The organism is Streptomyces sp. Q2 (assembly GCF_056820935.1).
In genome coordinates, this window is sequence record NZ_JBXEJE010000046.1 from 1 (window position 1) to 19,363 (window position 19,363).

Consider the following 19,363-nt stretch of genomic DNA (forward strand, 5'->3'; position numbering starts at 1 on the left):
TGGAACGAACCGACGAGTGGCTGCAGCTCATCACCGACTTCCTCGACAAGCACCACGCCTGAACACACACCACGAGCGGTGCCACAGGGGCCTGGCCCCTCACCCGGACCGCCCGCTGATCACAACTCACCACACGCGAGTTCATGGAGGAATCATGCTCAAGTTCGGCCACCTCGACGAGTCCACCCACTTCCACGACCAGCAGAAGGAGGAGGCCGGCCCGGTCACCATCATCAACACCTTTGTCGCCCCGGAGGGCAAGGAGAATGATGTGGTGGCCGCCTGGACGGACGACGCGGAGTACATGAAGAAGTCGGGGAACCTCCTCTCGGTGCAGCTGTACCGGGGCATCGGCGGCAGTCGGCTCTTCACCAACGTCGCAGTCTGGAAATCCACCGAGCACCTCCGTGCAGCGCTCGGCACGCCGGAGTTCGCCTCGCATCTGGGGAGCTACCCTGCCGGTACCGTGGCCTACCCGCACCTGTACCAGAAGGTCGCTGTCGAGGGCGTCTGCGAAGGGGAATGACGACCGCTACCCGATTGGGGCGGCCGTTCGCCACGCGCACGACGTGTATTCCCTGGTCAGCTGTCGGCTCGCGCCGACGGCACCGATCTGTGTCCTCTGACCGGCCGGCCGGTGCCCGAAGTACTCAGCCCGGTCCGCGCAGAGAAAGACTCAGCGGCAGGACGTACGCGAGGACGCATGAGGCCGGTCACCAGGAGAGGGCGTTGCTGGTCCGACGGTCGGGACGGGTCGACGGTGATGGCGGTACCTGGAGCTGTTTCCCCAGGTACCGCCGGAAGGCCGGCAAAGCCGTTCGACTCCCCCGGGAAGGCGGGAGCGTCACCGCAACGGCATCGGCCCGCCCTCCGCGGCGGCGAGCGCCTTCATACCGCCTCGACGGACTCTGCCTCGTCACGGACGACATCCCGCAGACGTTTCTTGTCGATCTTGCCGACCTTCGTCAGCGGCAACTCCTCCACGACCAGCAGGTCTTCGGGGAGTTTGTAGCGGGCCACCTGCATCGCGGTGAGGGCGGCACGCACCGATTCGAGGCTCAGGTGGGTCCCCGGCTCGACGACCACGACCGCGCACACCCGCTCCCCCAGGTCGGGGTCGGCCTTCGCGACGGCCGCGACGCGGGCGACACCGGGCAGGCGGTAGATCAGGTTCTCGACCTCCTCGGCGGAGATCTTCTCGCCGCCCCGGTTGATGAGGTCCTTGTCCCGTCCTTCGACGACGAGATTGCCCGACGGGTGCAGCCGGACGATGTCACCGGTGCGGTACCAGCCGTCGGCGGTGAACGCTCGGGCGTTGTGCTCGGCGGCCCCGTAGTAGCCGCGTGGGGTGTACGGACCGCGGGTGAGCAGCGCGCCCATCTCGCCGGGCCCGACCGGCTCGTCAGAGGCGTCGACGACGAGGATCTCGTCGTCCAGGCACATGGGGCGACCCTGCGTCTCGATCTTGATCTCGTTGGGGTCGTCAGGGCGCGTGTAGTTCAACAGCCCCTCTGCCATGCCGAACACCTGCTGGAGCGTGCCACCGAGCACGGGTTCGGCGCGGCGGGCGACCTCCGGCGCGAGGCGGGCGCCCCCCACCTGCAACAGCCGTAGGGCCGGCGGGGCGGGGTGGCGGCCGGAGGCCACCGCGTCGATCCAGCGCTGGACGACGGCCGGTACGGCGGCGGTGACCGTCACGCCCTCGGCGGCCATCAGCGGCAGCACCTTGGCGGGATCCGGGGTCCGGGCCAGGACGACCCTGCCGCCGTTCATGAGAGTACCCAGGATGCCGGGGCAGGCCAGGGGAAAGTTGTGGCCGGCGGGCAGGGCCACCAGGTAGACGGAGTCGGCGTCGAGGCCGCAGACCTCGGCGCTGCGCCGCGCGTTGTACTCGTAGTCGTCATGGGTGCGGGTGATGAGCTTCGGCAGTCCGGTCGTACCGCCGGAGAGCAGGAAGACGGCGATGTCGCCGCTGTCCGGAGCGATGTCGTCGAGCCGGGCCCGTGCGCCGGCCGGGTCGTCGGCCGGTTCGGCCAGGGCGCGCAGGTCCGTGGCGTCGGTACCGGCAGTGCCACCAGCGACGAGCAACAGCCGTACGCTCGGGGTGGCTTCGGCGACCTCCCGCCCCAGGGCCTGGTGGTCGAAGTCGCCCAGTCGGTCCGGCACGGCGATCGAGGTGACCTCGGCATGCGCGGCCAGGTAGCGCAGTTCGTGACCGCGGTGCGCGGGCATCGCCATCACGGGAGCGATTCCGGCCCGCAGACAGGCAAGGGTGAGTGTGACGAACTCCCAGCCGTTGGGCAGCTGGAGGAGCATCGCATCACCGGGGTTAAGGCCACTGTCCAGCAGGCGGCATGCCAATCCGTCGGCCCTGTCGACGAGTTGGCGGTATGTCAGGCGCGTGTCGCCGTCCACTACGGCCACTGTGTCGCCGTAGGTCTCCGCCCAGTCGTGCAGGTACGAGCCGAGCGGCCTGCCACGCCAGTAGCCGGCCTCGCGGTAGCGGTCGGCCGCCTCCTTGGGCCAGGGCACGAATCCCTCACGTGTCATCGGATCCTCCTTGATCCCGGGGGTCACGCAGCAGCAGTACGGCGTCGAGCGCGACGAGGTCGCCGTCGGGCAGGACGCGCAAAGGGTTGATCTCGCATTCGGCCACGGTGTCGTCGGCGGCGAGGGAGGCCAGGGCGAGCAGCACGTGGGTGAGTCGCGCACGGTCGACCGGGGTGGCGCCGCGCGCGCCGAGGAACAGCTGGCGGGTGGCGAGCTCGTCGAGCATCGCGTGGGCCTCGTTCGAGGACAGGGGCGCGAGGCGCAGGGAGACGTCGCCGAGGATTTCGGCGGCCGTGCCCCCGGCGCCCAGAGCAAGCACGGGGCCGAAGACCGGGTCCCGGCGTACGCCGACGATGAGTTCGGGACCCGCGGGGGCCATCTGTTCCACCAGCAGCGCGGAGCTCACGGGCATGCGGGCAAGGGCTTCGTCGAGCTCCTCGTGCGTGCGGATGCCGACCTGGACTCCGCCCACTTCCGTCTTGTGCAGGATCTCCGCGTCGAGGATCTTCACGACGACCGAGCCGCCGAGCTCGTCGAGAGCCGCGTGCGCCGCGGCCGGGTCGGCGCACACTCGGCGTACGGGCGTACGGATGCCCAGGTCCGCGAGGACGCTCTTGGCGGTGTGCTCGTCGACCGGGCCCCGAGGGGGCAGAGCGGGCGCATCGGAGCTGGTGACGACGGTGGCTCCGAGGCGGGCGCGGGCAACCGCGTCCTCGACGAGCGCGCGCACCATGGTCGATCCGGCGGCCGGGGTGGCCGCGCAGGGAATGCCGGCTTCACCGAGGTCCCGGCGGGTCCGCCGGGCCTGTTCCACGGGGCCGCCGACGACGGCGACGAGCGGGGTGGCCGTACGGGCGGCGGTCAGCGCGGCCGGGAGGTCCACGGTGGTGGGTTCCAGCAGCCCGTAGACGGCGGTGACGTCGATACCGGGGTCCTCCGAGACCCGCTCCACGATCTGCGTTGTCGTGGGCGACGGGCGGCCGGTGTCGACGGGGTTGTTCAGATAGGTGAGGGCGGGGAGCAGCACGCGCAGCTCCTTCACCGTCCGTTCGACCAGCGGGGGAACCTGGATGCCGTGGGAGCGCAGGTCGTCCGTGAGCAGCAGACCGGGTCCGGCCTGGGCCGTGACCAGGCCGACGCCCGCACGGGGATGCGCGGGGAGTCGTACGCGGCTCAGCGCGGTGATCGCGTCGACGAGGTCGCGCTCGTCGTCGACGAGGACAGCTCCGGCCTGGCGCAGGGCCGTCCTGGTCACGCGCCAGGAGGTGGCCAGGGCACCGGTGTGGGAGCGGGCGAAGTCGCCGATGTCACTGCGGCCCACGACCAGGGCCACCACGGGGACACGATCGGTCAGACGCCGTACCGCCTCGGTGAGGCGGCGGCCTTCCGCGGCGGTCTCCACGTGCAGGGCGACGGCCCGTACGCCGTCGTCCTCGGCGAGGTGGTCGAGGACGTCGGCCTGGGTGATGTCCAGGCTGTTGCCCAGCCCGACCCCGAGGCGCAGGCCGACGCCGACCTCGGCCAGGGCGAACGCCAGCGCGTGGTTCACGCCGCCGCTCGCGGCCACGACCGCCACCGGACCCGGTTCCAGGTCGGGCGCGCCCGGGACGAAACTGGCCGTGAGCCGTCGGTGAGGGACGAGGAAGCCCGAGGTGTTCGGTCCGAGGACGCGGATGCCGGTGTGCCGTACCACCTCGGTCAACGCCTGCTGGTGCAACGCACCGTCACCCCCGGCTTCCGCGAATCCGCCAGCGCACACCAGTGCGGCGCGGGCGCCGACGGCTGCCGCCTCCCGCAGTGCGTCGGCGGTCACGGCGGCCGGGATGCAGGAGACGACCAGGTCGGGCGTGATGCCGTGACTTGCGGCGGCCTCGCCGACGGTGGTGAAGAAGCCCCGATCGGGGTCCGGGCGGCCGGAGTTGACCTTCATCACCGGCCCCGGGAAGGAGGCCAGGGAGTCGGCCATGGCCGCGCCGAGCTTCCCGGGCGTGGCCGATGCGCCGAGCACGGCAATGGCTCGGGGTGCGAACAGCGCGTCCAGGGCGGTCACTTGGTGCCTCCGACGAGGTCGGCCCGGCCGGAGAGGACGAGCGTGGTCGCGGTGTCGTCGTCGTACACGCCGACGATCGCGGCGGGCAGGCTGTGCACGAGCCGGGCCTCCTCCGCGACCAGTACGCGGGTCAGCGCCGTACCGCCGCGTACACCGACGAGCAAGGCGCCCGCCTGTGCCGTCTCACGCACCTGATCAAGGGCGAGCGGCAGGCCCTCCTCGGTGTCCGGGGCGTCGATCCACACGCCCGCCCCCGACGACTGACCGCTGAAGGGGACCATCGGGATGCCGGTGCCGTCGGTCCCGGTCAGGACGTCGTCGTCGGCCGTCACCCGCCGGGTCGGAAGGCGGTAAGACCCGCACCGGAAAGGCGTCTTCAGGGGCCCCACATCGTGACGGCCCCGCCACCATCCGTCGACGCGGTCCACGTACAACGCGTCGCGCACGGCGAGTTTGCCCCGCGGGATGCTGCGGGTGAGGAAGTGGAAGGCGAACTGCGTCGGATCGTCGAGCGTGCGGACGTAGCGGCCGAAGTGCTCCCACCAGGACAGGCTGGGCCGCGCCGAGTTCTGGATCTTCTCCACCTTGGGGCGGCGGCGCTCCTCGTAGATCTCCAGTGCCTCCGGCACGCTGTGCGACGCCTCCCCCAGGGCCTCGGCCAGCGCGACCGCGTCCTCCATGGCCATCTTGGTGCCGGACCCGACGGAGAAGTGCGCGGTGTGCGCGGCGTCGCCCAGCAGCACCCACTTGCCCCGTCGCCACGAACGGGCCCTGCGGGTGGCGAAGTTGGCCCAGCGGGAGTTGTTGCCGACCAGCGGGTGCCCGTCGATCTGCTCGCGGAACAGGTCTTCCAGGTATGCCTTGGTCTTCTCGTCGCTCATGCCCGGCGGGGTCGACGGATCGAAGGCGTCGAGACCGGCCCTGGCCCAGGAGTCCGCGTCGGTCTCGACGATGAAGGTGCTCAGCGAGTCACTGATCGGATAGGCGTGGGCGGCGAAGACACCGTGGGGGCCGTCCTGGTGGACGAAAGTGAGCCCGTCGAACGCGTAGGTCGTGCCGAACCAGATGAACTTCGCGCTCGCCACGTCCGCGGTCGGTCCGAAGTCGTCGGCGAACAGGGTGCGGAAGCGGCTGTTGGCGCCGTCGCACACCACGACGAGGTCGAAGTCGCCCAGCTCGGAAGGGTCGCGGACCTCGTGCTGGAAGCGCATCTGCACGCCCTCGGCGCGGGCTCGTTCCTGCAGCAGGCTCAGCAGCGTCTTGCGGACCACGGCCGCCATGCCCATACCGCCCACGCGCTCCCGGGCGCCGTGCACGCGGACCTCGATGTCGTCCCAGTGCGTGCCGTGCTTCTCCAGCGCCTCGCTGAGGACGGGGTCGGCGGCGTCGATGGCGTCGAGTGTGGCGTCCGAGAAGACCACGCCGAAGCCGAACGTGTCGTCCGGGCGATTGCGTTCGAAGACCACGACCTCGGCGTCGGGCCGGCTCCGCTTGAGCAGTGTGGCGAAGAACAGTCCTCCGGGCCCTGCGCCGATGCAGGCAACTTTCATCGTTTTTCCTTCGTGCTCACAGCCACGCGGGCAGCTTCGGCGGGGAGTCCCCGCCGGTCGGGTACAGGGGGCCGGGCACAGGCCGCCCGGTCGCATAGGCGGTCAGGCTGGGCAGGTCACCACTGACCACGACCGGCTCGACGCCGCCCGAGTCGCCCAGAAGCCAGGTGCGGGCACCGTCCTCGGACCGCAGCCGGACGGAGGGACAGTCCGTACGGCCCCGCAAGGAGGCGGCCACGTCGTCGACGAGGGCCGCGCACACATCGTGCGGTACGTCGTCGAAGCTGGTGTCGATGTCCAGGTCGACGGCGTGGACCCATACCTCCCGCACCCGCATCCAGGGCACCTGAGAGGCGGGCACCTCACGGCCTCGCGCGGTGCGCACGGTCGCCGCCCAGCACTCGTCGGGCAGCGCGGCGAATTCCTCGGCGAGACGGCCGTCGGCCTCGAGCAGCTCGGCACGCAGCTTTTCGGCCGGCTGCCGGGCGCCCTCCTCGATCTCCCGCGCACGCTGGTCGCCGCTTGCGTACATGGGCGTCTCGACACCGGTACGCGCCCAGGCCAGCAGGTTGACGAGTGCGTCGGCGTTACGGGCGACGTGAGCGACGACGTGGGCCCGACTCCAGCCCGGCAGATACGAGGGCCTGGTGAAACCTGAGTCGGTCAGCCGGTGCACGGCGGCTTCGAAGGCCGCCGTGCCCTTGGCCGCCTGCTCCAGCACCACGGTCGGGCCTGCGCTCACCGCGTCTCCCGACGGCAGGTGTTGCGGGTCTCGCCGATTCCCTCGATCCGGGTGACGAGGAGTGAACCGTCCTGCAGATAGCGGGCGGGCTTGCGGGCGTGGCCGACCCCGCCCGGAGTGCCGGTGGCGATCACGTCACCGGGCACGAGGGTGATGATCTCGGACAGGTACGCGACCAGGGTGGCCGGGTCGAAGACGAGGTCCCCGGTGTCGGCCTTCTGGACCGTGTCGCCGTCGACCTCACAGGTCAGGTTCAGGCCCTGGGCGGAGACCGCGGGGTCGTCGGCGGTCACCAGCCATGGTCCGATGGGGGTGGTGGCCTCGAAGGTCTTGCCCTGGTCCCACTGGGTGGTGCGGTACTGCCAGTCGCGCGCGGTGACGTCGTTGAGCACGGTGTACCCGGCGATCGCGGCCCGCGCCTGCTCCGTGTCGGCGTGCCGGACCTCGGCCCCGATGACGACGCCGAGTTCGGCCTCCCAGTCCATCTGCGCGGACCCGGCGGGCAGGGTCACGTCGTCGTACGCGCCTACCAGCGCCCTCGCGAACTTGGAGAACAGCGTGGGGTGCGAAGGGAGTTCGCGGCCCATCTCCAGAATGTGGGTGCGGTAGTTGAGACCGACGCACACGACCTTCTCCGGCGCGACGACCACGGGGGCGTAGTCCAGGGCGCCTTCGTACGTGTCACCGTCGGCGTCCGCGGCACGCGTCGCCCAGTCACTGTGGCGCAGGAAGGCCACCAGGTCGCTCTCGCCGAGGTCGACGGCCTTGTCCTCGTCGACCCGGACGGCGCGCGTGGTGCCGTTGACGCGGATGGTGGCGAGCTTCACTTGTGTTCTCCTCGGGAGGTACGGGCGAGACCGAGGGCCTCGTAGACGGGCTCGTCGCTGAAGCGGAAGAGGTCGACCTGGGTGCGGGCGGACAGCGAGACCTCGCACCAGGAGGGGACGACGAACAGGTCGCCCTTGGCGATCTCGAAGACCTTGTCGCCGACCTGCGCGACCGCCTCGCCCTCGAACACCTGCCAGACCGCGGAGCCGACCGTGCGCACCGGGGTGGTCCGGGCGCCGACCCGCAGTCGGCGCATCTCGGTGCGCATCGTGACCAGGGCGTCCTTGCCGGTGGTGGGGTTCGAGAAGCGGACTCCGGCGTGCCCGGGCTCCAGCACGCCGGGGACGCCCTCGTCCTCCAGTTCCAGCTGGGCGGTCAGAGCGGCGTCGGTGTGCTCCCAGCGGTACGCGTTCAGCGGGGAGTTGGGCTGGTCGGGCCGGCTGATCGGGCGCAGTCCGGGGTGGCCCCACAGTCGCTGTCCGCGTGAGCGCTCGGGGGTTTCACGGGTGGAGAGCTCGTCGGGGCCGAACTCGAAGAAGCCGGCGTCCAGTTTGGAGACGAGCGGAATGTCCAGGCCGTCGAGCCAGGCCATCGGCTCATCGGTGACGTTCTGGTGCTCGTGGAACGCCCAACTCGGCGTGAGCAGCAGGTCACCCCGTCGCATCGCCACCGCGTCGCCGTCGACGTTGGTCCACACGCCCTCGCCTTCGACGACGAACCGGAAGGCGCCCTGGCTGTGCCGGTGCGAGGGGGCGACCTCGCGCGGGCCCAGGTACTGGATGGCGGTCCACAGCGTCGGGGTGGCGTAAGGCAGGCCCGGAAGGCCGGGGTTGGACAGGGCCATGGCGCGGCGCTCGCCGCCACGGCCCACCGGCACGAGCTCTCCGGAGCGCTGCGCGATGGGCAGCAGCTCCGCCCATCGCCACAGGTGCGGCACCGCGGCAGGCTGCGGCGACATCGGCATCAGGCCGTCCACCTGCGTCCACAGCGGGATCAGACCCGCGTCCTCGAAATCCGCGTACAGCTCGTCGAGCAGCTTGCGCTCGGTCTGTTCGCTGGTGGTGTCGGTCATGGAGAACCTCCACGTTCGTGTCGTACGGCGACCGCCGGAAGAAGCGCGCGTCGTTCCGCGCCGTCCCTGACGCTACGCCGCAATTTCCCCTCACCGGAATCCATGAGGGGTAGAATTCCTTTATGGAGAATTCAGGCAGTCTTTCGCCGAGCCCCTCGCCGAGCCCCTCGTATCCGGTGAGCGCCGCCGGCAACGCCCTGCGCGTCGTACGGCTGCTGCACGAGCTCGACGAGCTGCGGGTGATGGACGTCGCCGACCGGCTCGGCGTCGCGCGCTCGACCGCGCACCGGATCCTCGCGATGCTCGTCTTCGAGGGATTCGCCGTGCAGGACCGCCACAAGGTGTACCGGCCGGGGCCGGCTCTGCGGGCGATCAGGGGAAGCCAGGCGGGCCCTCCCCCGGATCTGATCACCATCGCCCATCCCCACCTGCAACGGCTGGCGGACGCCGTCCGGGAGACGACCCACCTGATGGTGCTCGAGGGCAACGGCAGCCGCTTCCTCGACGGCGTGGAGGGCTCCCAGGCACTGCGCGTCAGCTACCGCACCGGCACACTCCTGCCCGCCCACGTGACCTCGGGCGGCAAGGCACTGCTCGCCGCACTGCCGGCTGACCGGCTCCGGGCCCTCTACCCCAACGGGCTCCCCGAGGACCGGGCCAAAGCTCCCAAGGACTTCGAGAGCCTGATGAAGGAGCTGGTGTCCGTGCGCCGCCACGGCTACGCCCTCAATTTCCAGGAGAGCGAGCGCGGAGTGCACGCCGTCGGCGCGTGTGTGCGCGACCGTACGGGTGCCGCCGTAGCCGCCGTGGTCGTGGCGGCTCCGTCCGTCCGGTGCACCCGCGCGCGGCTCACCGAACTGTCCCAGCCTCTCCTCACGACAGCGCGGGACATCGGTCAGGGACTGTGAACGGCAGCGGCGCGCGCCACCTCGACCCATGGGATGGCGCGCGCCGTAACAGTCGTCGAGGAATGCCGCACGACCTCCGCGAAGGGACCCCGGTGAACGCGCAGTCGCAGTCGGAGTCTCGAACGATCTCTGGTCACAGCCTCAGAACGCGCTCGGCGTTGCCGTGCGCGATGCTCGCGAGGTCGGCCGGCGCGTACGGTGCCGAACGCAGGAACGCCACCGCCTCGGCGCTGGACTCGAACGGGTAGTCGATGGAGAACAGCACCCGGTCGACACCGACGGCATGGACGGCTCCCAGCAGCGCGGCATGGGACATGACTCCGCTGGTGGTGGCGTACACGTTGTTCCGCAGGTAGTACGAAGGCTGGTGCCGCACCCTCTTCTCAACCGGAACCTGGACGGGGTAGCGGCTGTCGAGCCGAGCCATCTGGAACGGCAGCAGCTCGCCCATGTGACCCAACATCACTGACGCGCCCGGGAACTCGTCGAACACACCGCCGTAGATCAGCCGGAGCGCATGGGCGCCCACCGTCGCGGTCCAGCCCCAGGACGGTCCGACCAGCAGGGGATACCCGTCGAAGACGCGCCACTTGTCGGCCGGAATGACAGCGGGATGCAGATACAGCGTCACGCCGAGGCGCTCCAGCTCGGCCCATACGGGCCTGAACTGCGGCTCGTCCAGGTAGTGCCCCCGTACATGGTCGTTGTACAGCACACCCTTGAGCCCGAGCTCCTTCACCGCTCGACGCAGCTCCACGACCGCGGCCTTCGGGTCCTGCAACGGAAGCACCGCGAAGCCCGCGAACCGCTTCGGATGACTGGCGACCACCTTGGCCAGATGGTCGTTGACCTGCCGCGCCACGGCCACCGCCTCCGCCGGATCCTCGATCACTTCCAGACCCGGCGTGGAGTACGAGAGGACCTGCATGTCGACGCCGTTGGCGTCCATGTCCGCCAGCCGCAGTTCGGTCACGTCGTCCAGGCGCCGGAACCACTCCCGCTTGGTCTCTTCCGTCGCCTCCAAGCGCTCACGGATCCCTGCCTCCTGCCGGATGACTCCGGGAATGGAGAACGCTTCCTCCACGGCCACGATGCGCATCTTCTTCTCCTTTTTGGCGTTCCGATGGTCTTTCGAGCCGCCGACCGTCATGGAGTCACGGCTGCCAGGGACCACCTCCGCGGCGAGCGCGGGTTGTCCCGCAGCCAGACCGCCGACCACGGCAGTTCCCCCAGCAGCGGCAGCAGTGGCGATGAATCTTCGCCGGGTGGACTTCGCAGGAGGCTCGGTGCGGGGCTCCGCGGGCGGATCCATGGCTTGGAAGGAACGGTCGTCGGGCATGTCCACTCTCCCTCTGGGGCGCGCGGGTGATTGCCAGGGTCCTGCCGATGGCTGTTGCGCTCCGCGAGGGTGCGCGTCGTTCGCGATCAGGCCGATGGCCCTTCGAGCCGCAGCCGTCGAAGGCATGGCGGCGGGCAGGGAATGGGCTGGTGGTGACCGGCTCGAAGAGTTGACGGGCCGCGTCCGACGACCGGGTCACACTCCGGAGTGCTCCTGGGTGACGTGGGGCTACGACCCACTCCCTCTCTTGAACTGGAGCCAAGCTAGTTCTAGGATATTTTCCAGTCAAGGCCAGTGACGTAGCCAGATAGACTCGGCCTTACCTCATGACTCATAGTCAAGAACCCGAGCGGTCTGTCAGTCTGTACCGACCGCCACGGCCAGCCCACACACGGGCTACCCCGGATCGTCAGACTGGTCAGCTTCCTGGTCCGCCCCGCATGAGCCGCGTGGTCGGGGTCTTCTCGCGCAGGGTCCTCCCGGGGCGGGTGAGCCGACGGCTGTGCCGGGCCTGCGATGAGCCGCGTAACGATCTGAAGGAACGTGACAGTGGAACAGACCATGATGGCGGTCCGCCTGTTCGAACATGGCGGGCCCGAGGTGCTCAAGTACATCGAGGCACCGATCCCCGACATCGGCCCCGACGACGTCTTGTTGCGCGTGCACGCCACGGCCGTCAACAGCTGGGACCTGCGCTACCGCTCGGGCAACCTGCCCCAGCCTCTCCCGGGACGGCCGGCCTGGCCCCTGCCGTTCCAGCTCGGCCGTGACGCGGCCGGTGAGATCGTCGCCACCGGCGAGAACGTCACCCGCTGGCGCACCGGCGACAGGGCGGTCCAGCTTCCGCACCCGCCCTGCCGCAACTGCGCCCTGTGCGTACGCGGACTCGAAAACCTGTGTGTCGACACCGCCTATCCCGGACACCAGGTCTTCGGCGGATACGCCCAGTACGTCGCGCGCCGCCAGGACGCCGTCCTGCCCATCCCCGACGGCGTCGACTACGAGACGGCCGCGGCCACCATGTGGACCTACACCACCCCGCTCAACTGCGCCCGGCAAGCGCCCGTCGGCCCCGGCGACACGGTGGTCATCACCGGCGCCAGCGGCGGAATGGCGATCGCCTGCGCACAACTGGCCAAGCTGAGCGGGGCCACCGTCATCGGCACCACAACCAAGCCGGACCGCGACGAGGCACTCCGCAAGCTCGGCTACGACCACATCGTGCACTCCACAAATCCCCGGATGCCGGCACAGGTACGGGAGCTGACCCACGGTCTGGGCGCCGACGCCGTCTGGGACTGCGTCGGCGGCAACGACTTCTTCCAGCTCTCCCTTGCCTGCACACGCCTCGGCGGCACGGTCATCGTCCTTGGCACACCGACCGACCAGGGATCCCGCCTCGAACTGGACGTGCTCGCCCTCATCGGCCAACAGGTCAAGATCGCCAGCGTGCGCGGTGCCACTCTGCGCGACCAGCAACTGTGCCTGGAACTGCTGGCAGACAAGAAGATCACCCCGATCATCGACCGCGTCTACCCTCTCGAAGAAGCGGCCGAAGCCCACACCTACCTCGAAAGCCAACGACAGACCGGCAAAGTCATCCTCCTGCCCTGACGCCCGGGCAACCACCGAAGGGGTACGGGTGCGGTCCGGGGCGGCGGTCTTCAGGGGCCGCCCCGCCGCTGTTCGCTGCGTGACCCCGTCGGCGGCTTTCCCTGCTCCACGGCCTACGTCCGGGGTGTCTCCCCTTCTTCAGGGAGACACCCCCGACTGCGTCAAGAGCGCTCAGTCTCGCGCGGCGAACGCGGTGGCCGCTTCCTCGAAGGACGCGGGTTCACGGTCGAGCAGCATCCGCAGGACGTTGCTGTTGCCGCGCAGGCCGTGCCGGTCGTAGTCCTGCCACATGGCGCGCATGTCCAAGGCTCGGGACGAGGAGTCGGCCACTCCCGGCGGGAGCGGTGCGACCGCCCAGTCCACCGTCCTCGCCTCCAGATCCACTCCTCGTGCCCGCCCGGCGAGACGCACGGCCTCGGCCAACGTCAGGGCGGGTCCGGCGAGTTCGTAGGTAGCCGAACCGTGCCCCTGCTCGGAGAGCACCCTCACTGCGGCTTCCCCGAGGTCACGCAAGTCGATGAACGAGAACTCGTTGCCGACGTCGAACGGCACCTCGACGGGGCCGGCCGGAGCCCTCCCCCACGTCGACAGGACGATCTGCGCGAACATCGAGGGCTGGAGGACCGTCCAGTTCAACGGCGAGGCCCGCACGGCGGCTTCGGCGTTCGCCTTGCGCAGGTGGTGGCGCAGCCCGGGGGTGTGCGGGTGGAGGACGGACAGATACACGAACCGGCGGGCGCCCGCGTGCTCAGCCGCCTCAAGTGCCCTGATGGCGAGCACGTCCTCCTCCGGGTGGAACGCCGGCGGAATCATGAACACGAAGTCCGCGTCCTTCAGCGCCCGACGGACGGTGTCCGGCCTCTCCAGGTCGGCCTCGACAATGTCGTCCACGCCCAGGGCAGCCACCCGTTCCCGCTGCGTACGGCTTCTGATTCGGACACTTTCCCGGCCTCCTCCTGCTGTTGTGAGGCGGCTCCGCGGAGCCGTGACGTGCTCGTGCGTCGCGTCAGGGGTTGATCACGGTCATCCACATCGGGTCGTCGGCACGTTGCTCTATGGCGTCCATGGCCTTGAGCGCTTCGGTGAGCGGGAACCGATGGGTGATGAGCTCGTCGGCGGTGAGGGTGCCTGTCTCGAGCAGCCGCAGGACATCCGTCGTGTCCTGGCGGGTGCACGCACGAGTGGTGACGAAGCGCCAGCAGTTCATCATCAGGGCGAGAGGGGGCAGCGACAGCGGGGTGGAGTTGGCGCCCATGTGCACGAGTGTGCCGCCGGTGGCCATGCCGGCCATGGTCTGGCCGAGGGCGGGACCCTCCGGGATGAAGTCGATGACGGCATGGGCTCCCGCGGGTGCCAGCTCGCGCAGCCGGCGAGTGAGCAAGCCGTTGGTCGACCAGTCCTCAGGGAGTTCGTCGAGTGCGACGATGTCGGCCGGTATGCCGCCGGCGAGCCCCGCGACGCGCTGGAGACGCTCTGTGTCGCGGCCCACGAGGATGAGACGGGCGACTCCGAAGTGCTCCGCGAGTCTGACCGTCGCGGTTCCCATGGTGCCGGTCGCGGCGGTCACCACGAGAGTGGCCCGTTCCGGAAGGTCGGCGCACTTGAGTGCGCGTACGGCGTTGGCCAGATCCTGGACCTTGGCCGCGACGTCGAAGCTGACGGAGTCCGGCAGGGAATCGATCAGCCAGTGCGGGACACGGACGTACTCCGCGAGTCCGCCGTCGTGGTACTGCTCGTACAGGGGCATCGGAGCAGCGCCGAAGCCGGCGTGGCCGAGCATGGCCTGCTGGGCGCACATCATGTCCCGGTCGGTACGGCAGTAGTCGCACTCACGGCAGTTCAGCAGGGGGTGGACCCGCACCCGGTCGCCGACCGCGTGGCCGGTGACGTCGCGGCCGACGGCGGAGACGACGCCTGCGGCCTCGTGTCCCAGAGTGGTGGGCAGGTGCTTGATCGCCCCCATCTGGAGCAGGCGCATGATGCCCGGCGCCAGGCCAGCGGAGGCGACCTTCACGACCACGTCGAGCGGACCTGGCTCGGGGACGGGTATCTCGTCCAGTGCGAGTGCTTCGGCGCCTTGGTGCGCTCGCAGGGCAAGCATTGTGGCCATCAGTGGACCTCCACGGTGAGGCTCGGAAGTTGTTCGGGGGTGTAGGCGTTCGCCGTCCGTGCGGTCTCGGCGACCTGGTGCAGTTCCTGGTGCGAGAGGAGACTGACGTAGTCACCGGGCTCGGTCACCACGCTGGCGTGGGAGATCCCGATCGGGATGCGGACGAAGTCACCCGGCTCCAGGTCGACGATGCCCCGCTGGGTGATCAGCGTGCGGTGGCCGTGGGCCTGGTACTGGATCTCGTCGGCATCGAGGGTGCGCCGGTAGCGGCGCTGTCCGCCAGGGGTGGTGGTGACCATGCCGAGGCGGATGCGATCGGTCGTGTACAGCCAGGTGACGTCCTGACCGGGATCGGCCCGGAGCACCGTCATCCGCCGGTCCTCCTGGTGCACCTGCTCGAGCAGGAGTTGTTCGTCGACCCCGAAGACGGTGACCTCGTGGCCGGCCGCGGCCATGCACTGGGTAATCGCCTCGTTGGCATCGCCGGGCTGCCAGCCGGGAAAGGGCGGGAACACGGCCCCCGACTCCCGCTGGGCCGGCGCCAGCTCGGTGACCGGTGCGGGGATGTAGAACAGCAGGTGGCTGTCCTCGCGGCCGTAGTTGTCGTGGGCGACCCCGCGCGGGATACGGGAGAACTCGCCTGACTGGAACTCGATCACGCCGAGTTCCGACATCAGTGTCCGCTCGCCGCTGATCTGGTAGGAGATCTCATCGACGTCGCAGTTACGGTGGTAGAACGGCTGCCGGCCGTCCATTTTCTGCCACTCGACACGGATCTCGTCGTTCTCGTAGACATCGCGCGGCCGGGCGAACGCCTCCGGCTCGTACTGCTGCGGGTAGTGCACCACGGTCAGCGGCGGGTGCTCCGCCCACAGCTTGACGGGCACCTTCGGGGGATGCGGCGGCGAGAGAAGCAGGTGCTCGTCGCGGACGACACTGCGCAACGGATGGTCGGAGCCCAGGACCATGACATCTTCAACGACACTCACGGGGACCTCCTTGTCCTTGGGTGAATGAGTGGATCGACCCGGGTGAGGGGGGAATGTGTGCCGCGGCCTGTTGCCCGAAGCGCACGGCGGTGCTCACCTCTTTCGGCCCCAGTACATCTCGATGCCCTTCCATTCCATGACCTGAGGGCTGTCGACCTTGTCCCCGAACGCCTCGCGGATCTCCTCTCCGGAGTAGTAGGGGATGTCGTCCACCGGGACATGCCCGAAGAGTTTGTCGAACCACTGCCGAAGGTGGACGTCGGAGTCGACACGGGAGTAGAACGTCGCTCCCTTCAGGACCGCTTCGGCCAGCACGATGCGTCGACCGGGCTTCATCACCCGCAGCAGGTCCGCGGCCGTCTCGGCCCAGTCGTCACAGTGCTGGGTCGCCTGCAACACAGCGACGCAGTCGTATGCCTCGTCGTCCACCGAGTCCGTGTACGACCAGCGCCAGCAGCCGACCTGGCCGTTCCGGCCGGGAATCTTGCCCAGGACGGCGTTTCGTCCGTCCCTGATGATCTCCACGGTGTCGATGACGCCCTCCGGTCCCACCAGGGCCCGCATGTCCTCGACCCACCCGGCGGGCGCGATGCCCTCACCGATGAGCAGGACCCGGTCTCCGGCACGGAGTTCGAGGAGGCCGTAGACGATTTCGGAGATCGGCCGGGCCAGCTCCTGCCAGATGTACGGCAGGCCGCCGGCGATGCCCATGGCCATTTCCCACTTCACCCGCTGCTCGGTGTCGTGGACCTCCGGACCGAAACGCTCCTCGTCCCACGGCTGGATGTACTCCCACGGGTCTCCGCCGCCGAAGCTGTCCTTGGTTTCCGTACTCATGTCGTCATGTCCTCCGTCGACTGCCGGAATCGTGTGGTGAGGGCGGCATTTCTCCGGCTGGAACGCCACCGCCGCGCCCTGACCAGGGCGCCGATGCCTTCGACCTCGAAGCGCACCTCGGTGTCCCCGTCAATTGGTGAGGCGCAACGGCACCATGGGGCTGCCGCTTATGGGCAGTCACGCGGATGGTCTGCCGTCTGCTGACAGGTCGGTCCCGGCAGCGGGCCGGCCCAGAGCCAGGCAGTGGCTCCCGGTATCGCTGTGATCAGCGGGAGGCACCATGAGGCTCCCTCTCTCTTGAACCAAAGACGAGCGTAGCACCGCACACGATCGGTCAAAAGTCTTGTGTTTTTCCAGCTCTTCCATACAACGACATGCGCGTGTAATTCTGACCTGGGTTCAAGAGATGGGACCATGAGTGGTCCGACCCTTGCTCAGGAAGGCAGATCCTCAATGTCCGACCAGCACGAGAGAGCCGCATCCCGGCGCGTCCTGATCGTGGGAGCAGGGCCTGTGGGCCTCGCCCTCGCGACCGAGTTGGGGTGGCGTGGTGTACCGGTCACCGTGATCGAACAGGGCGACGGCCATGTGCCCTTTCCAGCAGGCGAAGCGATCTTTTCGCGCACCATGGAACATCTGCGCCGCTGGGGGTGCGCGGAAGAGGCACGCACGGAGTCGGCACCGCCCCCGGACTACCCGCACCGCACGGTGTTCGCCACCTCCGCCACGGGACGCGTCCTCACCGACTTCGACTACGGGGTCACCAACCGGTCCTCTGGCGTGTACACCCAGCTGACGCCGGAGGGTCCCGCGTTCCTGTCCAAGTTCTCGTTCGTGCCGTTGCTCGCGCGCACCGCCGGCGAACTGCCGGGAGTCGAGATCAGGTACGGCACCCGCCTGGAGACCATGGAGCAGGACTCCGAGGGTGTCCTGGCCGTGGTGCGCGACGTGGCGAGCGGCGCCACCGAGACGCTGGCCGGCACGTATCTGGTGGCCTGCGACGGAGGCCGCAGCGGCATCCGTCGGGCGCTCGGCATCGAGTTCGAGGGCATGTTCGCCCAGGGGCACAACTTCGCCGTGCACTTCCGTGCGCCACAGCTGCTGGACCTGCTGCGGGAACGGCTGGGCGGCCCCGCGGTGCAGATCCACACCCTGTCGTCGGCACGCAGGCCGTACATCACGGTCGTCAACGGCGTGGACGAGTGGCGGCTCTCGGTCTACCTGGACGAGGAGCCCGACCCCGACGACGCGGTCGCCTGGATACACGAGGCCGCCGGTGCGCCGATCGACGTGGAGATCCTCGCAGCGCAGCCCTGGAGCGGACACTGCGTCGTGGCCCGCACCTACCGTGAGGGGCGGGTGTTCCTCGCGGGCGACGCGGCGCACCTGCTGTGGCCCAAGGGGGGATTCGGAGCCAACACCGGGATCGGTGACGCCGTGGACCTCGGCTGGAAGCTCGCCGCGACACTCCAGGGATGGGGAGGCCCGGCGCTCCTGGACAGCTACGAGCAGGAGCGGCGGCCGATCGCCGTCCGCAACGTCACCGAAGCCTCCAGCAACTGGAAGGCCGACGCGCAGCTCGTCCCTGATCCGGTGCTCGACCGCATGGACGCGGAGGGCGAACGGCTGCGACGTGAGCTGGGCGAGGAGATCCGCCGGTCCCGGGCCAAGGAGTTCCGCTGCACGGGCGTCCAGCTCGGCTACCGCTACAGCGGCTCACCGATCTGCGTGCCGGACGGCAGTCCGGAGCCGCCCGACAAGCCGGACGAGTACGTACCGTCGACCTGGCCCGGCTGCCGCGCACCGCACGTCTGGCTGCCCGACGGCACTTCGGTGCTCGACCACTTCGGGCGCGGGTTCACGCTCGTGGTCTCGGGTTCCGCGGACCCGTCGCCGCTGGTGGAGGCCGCCCGCCGGTGTGGTGTGCCGTTGACGGTGCTGCTCCTCGCCGACCCGGCCGCCGCGGAGCTGTACGAGCGGCCGCTGGTGCTCGTCCGCCCGGACGGTCACGTCGGCTGGCGGGGCAGGCAGGCTCCCGCGGATCCCGCCGCCGTGCTCGACGTGCTGCGCGGGGCGGCACTTCCGCCCCGGGACGCGGAAGCGGCCGGTGCGGGGCGGGCGGTGTCAGCGGGAGTCGGGCCTCACCTCGTCTGAGGTACCGCGTTCAGCGCTTCCGCCCCTTGACCGCCGCACTCCTGGCCACGACGGACTCCAACAGGAACCGGATCATCTCGTGGGCCGGTCTGTTCCAGTCGTTGGGTACGTGCGCCCCTTCGAAGACGGCGATCGCGACATCCCGGACGAGGTCGGCATCGATGCCGGAGGAGTCGTCGAGACCGCGCTCGGCCAGGAACTCGTCGACCAGTCCGACGATCCACTTCAGGAAGGTGTTGTGGGCCTCGCGAACCGCCTCCGAATGGGGAAGCCGGTCGTGCATGGCCTGGTGCAGCGGCCGGGAGTAGCGCATGTCGGACAGCCCGCGCACCAGGCGGCTCAGTGGGTCGGCACCGGCCTGCTCCTCGTTCAGGATGCGGATCTCGCGACTGAGCATGCGGTTGATGACGGCGGCGAAGATGTGGTCCTTCGAGTCGAAGTACCAGTAGACGTTGCCCCGGGCCACGCCGGCGGCGGCACTGATGTCCGCCATCGTCGTCTTGTCGTAGCCCTTCGCCAGAAAGAGCTCGGTGGCCGCGGCTAGCAGATCACCCGTGCGCTCCTCCCGGGGGATCTGCTGGCGGTTCCGCGGCATCCCGACTCCTCCCGTGAGTTCACCC

The 19,363-nt window shown here is 69.6% G+C and carries 16 protein-coding genes; 4 read left to right on the plus strand and 12 right to left on the minus strand.

Annotation, left to right across the window (positions count from 1 at the left end):
• Positions 1-154: 154 nt before the first annotated feature.
• Positions 155-526, plus strand: coding sequence for an antibiotic biosynthesis monooxygenase family protein (locus tag ACWBNA_RS38435; RefSeq protein WP_482709178.1), 372 nt, complete (start codon positions 155-157; stop codon positions 524-526).
• A 362-nt stretch (positions 527-888) separates the two neighbouring features.
• Here the strand turns inward: ACWBNA_RS38435 and ACWBNA_RS38440 are convergent, their stop codons facing one another.
• The 6 genes from ACWBNA_RS38440 to ACWBNA_RS38465 are packed head-to-tail and all read right to left on the minus strand — an operon-like array spanning position 889 to position 8,792.
• Complete coding sequence (locus tag ACWBNA_RS38440; RefSeq protein ID WP_482709179.1) at positions 889-2,550, minus strand: (2,3-dihydroxybenzoyl)adenylate synthase; 1,662 nt, start codon at positions 2,548-2,550, stop codon at positions 889-891.
• Positions 2,540-4,600 (minus strand): acetate--CoA ligase family protein, encoded by a 2,061-nt coding sequence (locus ACWBNA_RS38445; protein WP_482709180.1) that lies wholly within the window; start codon positions 4,598-4,600, stop codon positions 2,540-2,542. The genes ACWBNA_RS38440 and ACWBNA_RS38445 overlap by 11 nt, the downstream gene beginning before the upstream one ends.
• Positions 4,597-6,150, minus strand: coding sequence for an FAD-dependent monooxygenase (locus ACWBNA_RS38450; protein ID WP_482709181.1), 1,554 nt, complete (start codon positions 6,148-6,150; stop codon positions 4,597-4,599). The genes ACWBNA_RS38445 and ACWBNA_RS38450 overlap by 4 nt, the downstream gene beginning before the upstream one ends.
• A gap of 16 nt (positions 6,151-6,166) precedes the next feature.
• On the minus strand, positions 6,167-6,892 hold the full coding sequence (locus tag ACWBNA_RS38455; protein ID WP_062246468.1) for a maleylpyruvate isomerase family mycothiol-dependent enzyme: 726 nt from the start codon (positions 6,890-6,892) through the stop codon (positions 6,167-6,169).
• Positions 6,889-7,719 (minus strand): fumarylacetoacetate hydrolase family protein, encoded by an 831-nt coding sequence (locus tag ACWBNA_RS38460; RefSeq protein ID WP_482709182.1) that lies wholly within the window; start codon positions 7,717-7,719, stop codon positions 6,889-6,891. The genes ACWBNA_RS38455 and ACWBNA_RS38460 overlap by 4 nt, the downstream gene beginning before the upstream one ends.
• On the minus strand, positions 7,716-8,792 hold the full coding sequence (locus ACWBNA_RS38465; RefSeq protein ID WP_482709183.1) for a cupin domain-containing protein: 1,077 nt from the start codon (positions 8,790-8,792) through the stop codon (positions 7,716-7,718). The genes ACWBNA_RS38460 and ACWBNA_RS38465 overlap by 4 nt, the downstream gene beginning before the upstream one ends.
• 122 nt (positions 8,793-8,914) lie before the next feature.
• Between ACWBNA_RS38465 and ACWBNA_RS38470 the strand changes: the two genes are divergently transcribed.
• A complete protein-coding gene (locus tag ACWBNA_RS38470) occupies positions 8,915-9,700 on the plus strand; it encodes an IclR family transcriptional regulator (protein WP_482709184.1) in 786 nt (261 codons plus the stop codon).
• A 133-nt stretch (positions 9,701-9,833) separates the two neighbouring features.
• Here ACWBNA_RS38470 and ACWBNA_RS38475 read toward each other — a convergent pair whose 3' ends face one another.
• On the minus strand, positions 9,834-11,039 hold the full coding sequence (locus ACWBNA_RS38475) for an amidohydrolase family protein (protein WP_482709185.1): 1,206 nt from the start codon (positions 11,037-11,039) through the stop codon (positions 9,834-9,836).
• Between the two features lie 549 nt (positions 11,040-11,588).
• Between ACWBNA_RS38475 and ACWBNA_RS38480 the strand changes: the two genes are divergently transcribed.
• A complete protein-coding gene (locus tag ACWBNA_RS38480; protein WP_482709186.1) occupies positions 11,589-12,653 on the plus strand; it encodes a quinone oxidoreductase family protein in 1,065 nt (354 codons plus the stop codon).
• Positions 12,654-12,824: 171 nt separating this feature from the next.
• Here ACWBNA_RS38480 and ACWBNA_RS38485 read toward each other — a convergent pair whose 3' ends face one another.
• The 4 genes from ACWBNA_RS38485 to ACWBNA_RS38500 all read right to left on the minus strand — a co-directional run bounded on the left by ACWBNA_RS38485 (position 12,825) and on the right by ACWBNA_RS38500 (position 16,589).
• Positions 12,825-13,586, minus strand: a complete 762-nt coding sequence (locus ACWBNA_RS38485) for an SDR family oxidoreductase (protein WP_482709253.1) — start codon at positions 13,584-13,586, stop codon at positions 12,825-12,827.
• Between the two features lie 73 nt (positions 13,587-13,659).
• Positions 13,660-14,763 carry a zinc-dependent alcohol dehydrogenase gene (locus ACWBNA_RS38490; protein ID WP_482709187.1) on the minus strand — a complete coding sequence of 368 codons (1,104 nt, stop codon included), beginning with the start codon at positions 14,761-14,763 and terminating at the stop codon, positions 13,660-13,662.
• Positions 14,763-15,752 carry a hypothetical protein gene (locus tag ACWBNA_RS38495; RefSeq protein WP_482709188.1) on the minus strand — a complete coding sequence of 330 codons (990 nt, stop codon included), beginning with the start codon at positions 15,750-15,752 and terminating at the stop codon, positions 14,763-14,765. Before ACWBNA_RS38495 ends, ACWBNA_RS38490 begins: the two co-directional genes overlap by 1 nt.
• 93 nt (positions 15,753-15,845) lie before the next feature.
• Positions 15,846-16,589: a methyltransferase domain-containing protein gene (locus tag ACWBNA_RS38500; protein WP_482709189.1), complete on the minus strand. Its 744-nt coding sequence runs from the start codon at positions 16,587-16,589 to the stop codon at positions 15,846-15,848.
• A 453-nt stretch (positions 16,590-17,042) separates the two neighbouring features.
• Between ACWBNA_RS38500 and ACWBNA_RS38505 the strand changes: the two genes are divergently transcribed.
• A complete protein-coding gene (locus tag ACWBNA_RS38505; RefSeq protein WP_482709190.1) occupies positions 17,043-18,743 on the plus strand; it encodes an FAD-dependent monooxygenase in 1,701 nt (566 codons plus the stop codon).
• 10 nt (positions 18,744-18,753) lie between these two features.
• Here the strand turns inward: ACWBNA_RS38505 and ACWBNA_RS38510 are convergent, their stop codons facing one another.
• Positions 18,754-19,338, minus strand: a complete 585-nt coding sequence (locus tag ACWBNA_RS38510; RefSeq protein ID WP_482709191.1) for a TetR/AcrR family transcriptional regulator — start codon at positions 19,336-19,338, stop codon at positions 18,754-18,756.
• Positions 19,339-19,363: the final 25 nt, after the last annotated feature.

What these genes read in the sequence shown, in the direction of transcription:
- ACWBNA_RS38470 (WP_482709184.1), top strand. Translation starts at nt 8,915, where the DNA reads ATGGAGAATTCAGGCAGTCTTTCGCCGAGCCCCTCGCCGAGCCCCTCG.
- ACWBNA_RS38500 (WP_482709189.1), bottom strand. Translation starts at nt 16,589, where the DNA reads ATGAGTACGGAAACCAAGGACAGCTTCGGCGGCGGAGACCCGTGGGAG.
- ACWBNA_RS38435 (WP_482709178.1), top strand. Translation starts at nt 155, where the DNA reads ATGCTCAAGTTCGGCCACCTCGACGAGTCCACCCACTTCCACGACCAG.
- ACWBNA_RS38505 (WP_482709190.1), top strand. Translation starts at nt 17,043, where the DNA reads ATGTCCGACCAGCACGAGAGAGCCGCATCCCGGCGCGTCCTGATCGTG.
- ACWBNA_RS38510 (WP_482709191.1), bottom strand. Translation starts at nt 19,338, where the DNA reads ATGCCGCGGAACCGCCAGCAGATCCCCCGGGAGGAGCGCACGGGTGAT.
- ACWBNA_RS38440 (WP_482709179.1), bottom strand. Translation starts at nt 2,550, where the DNA reads ATGACACGTGAGGGATTCGTGCCCTGGCCCAAGGAGGCGGCCGACCGC.
- ACWBNA_RS38475 (WP_482709185.1), bottom strand. Translation starts at nt 11,039, where the DNA reads ATGCCCGACGACCGTTCCTTCCAAGCCATGGATCCGCCCGCGGAGCCC.
- ACWBNA_RS38450 (WP_482709181.1), bottom strand. Translation starts at nt 6,150, where the DNA reads ATGAAAGTTGCCTGCATCGGCGCAGGGCCCGGAGGACTGTTCTTCGCC.
- ACWBNA_RS38490 (WP_482709187.1), bottom strand. Translation starts at nt 14,763, where the DNA reads ATGGCCACAATGCTTGCCCTGCGAGCGCACCAAGGCGCCGAAGCACTC.
- ACWBNA_RS38465 (WP_482709183.1), bottom strand. Translation starts at nt 8,792, where the DNA reads ATGACCGACACCACCAGCGAACAGACCGAGCGCAAGCTGCTCGACGAG.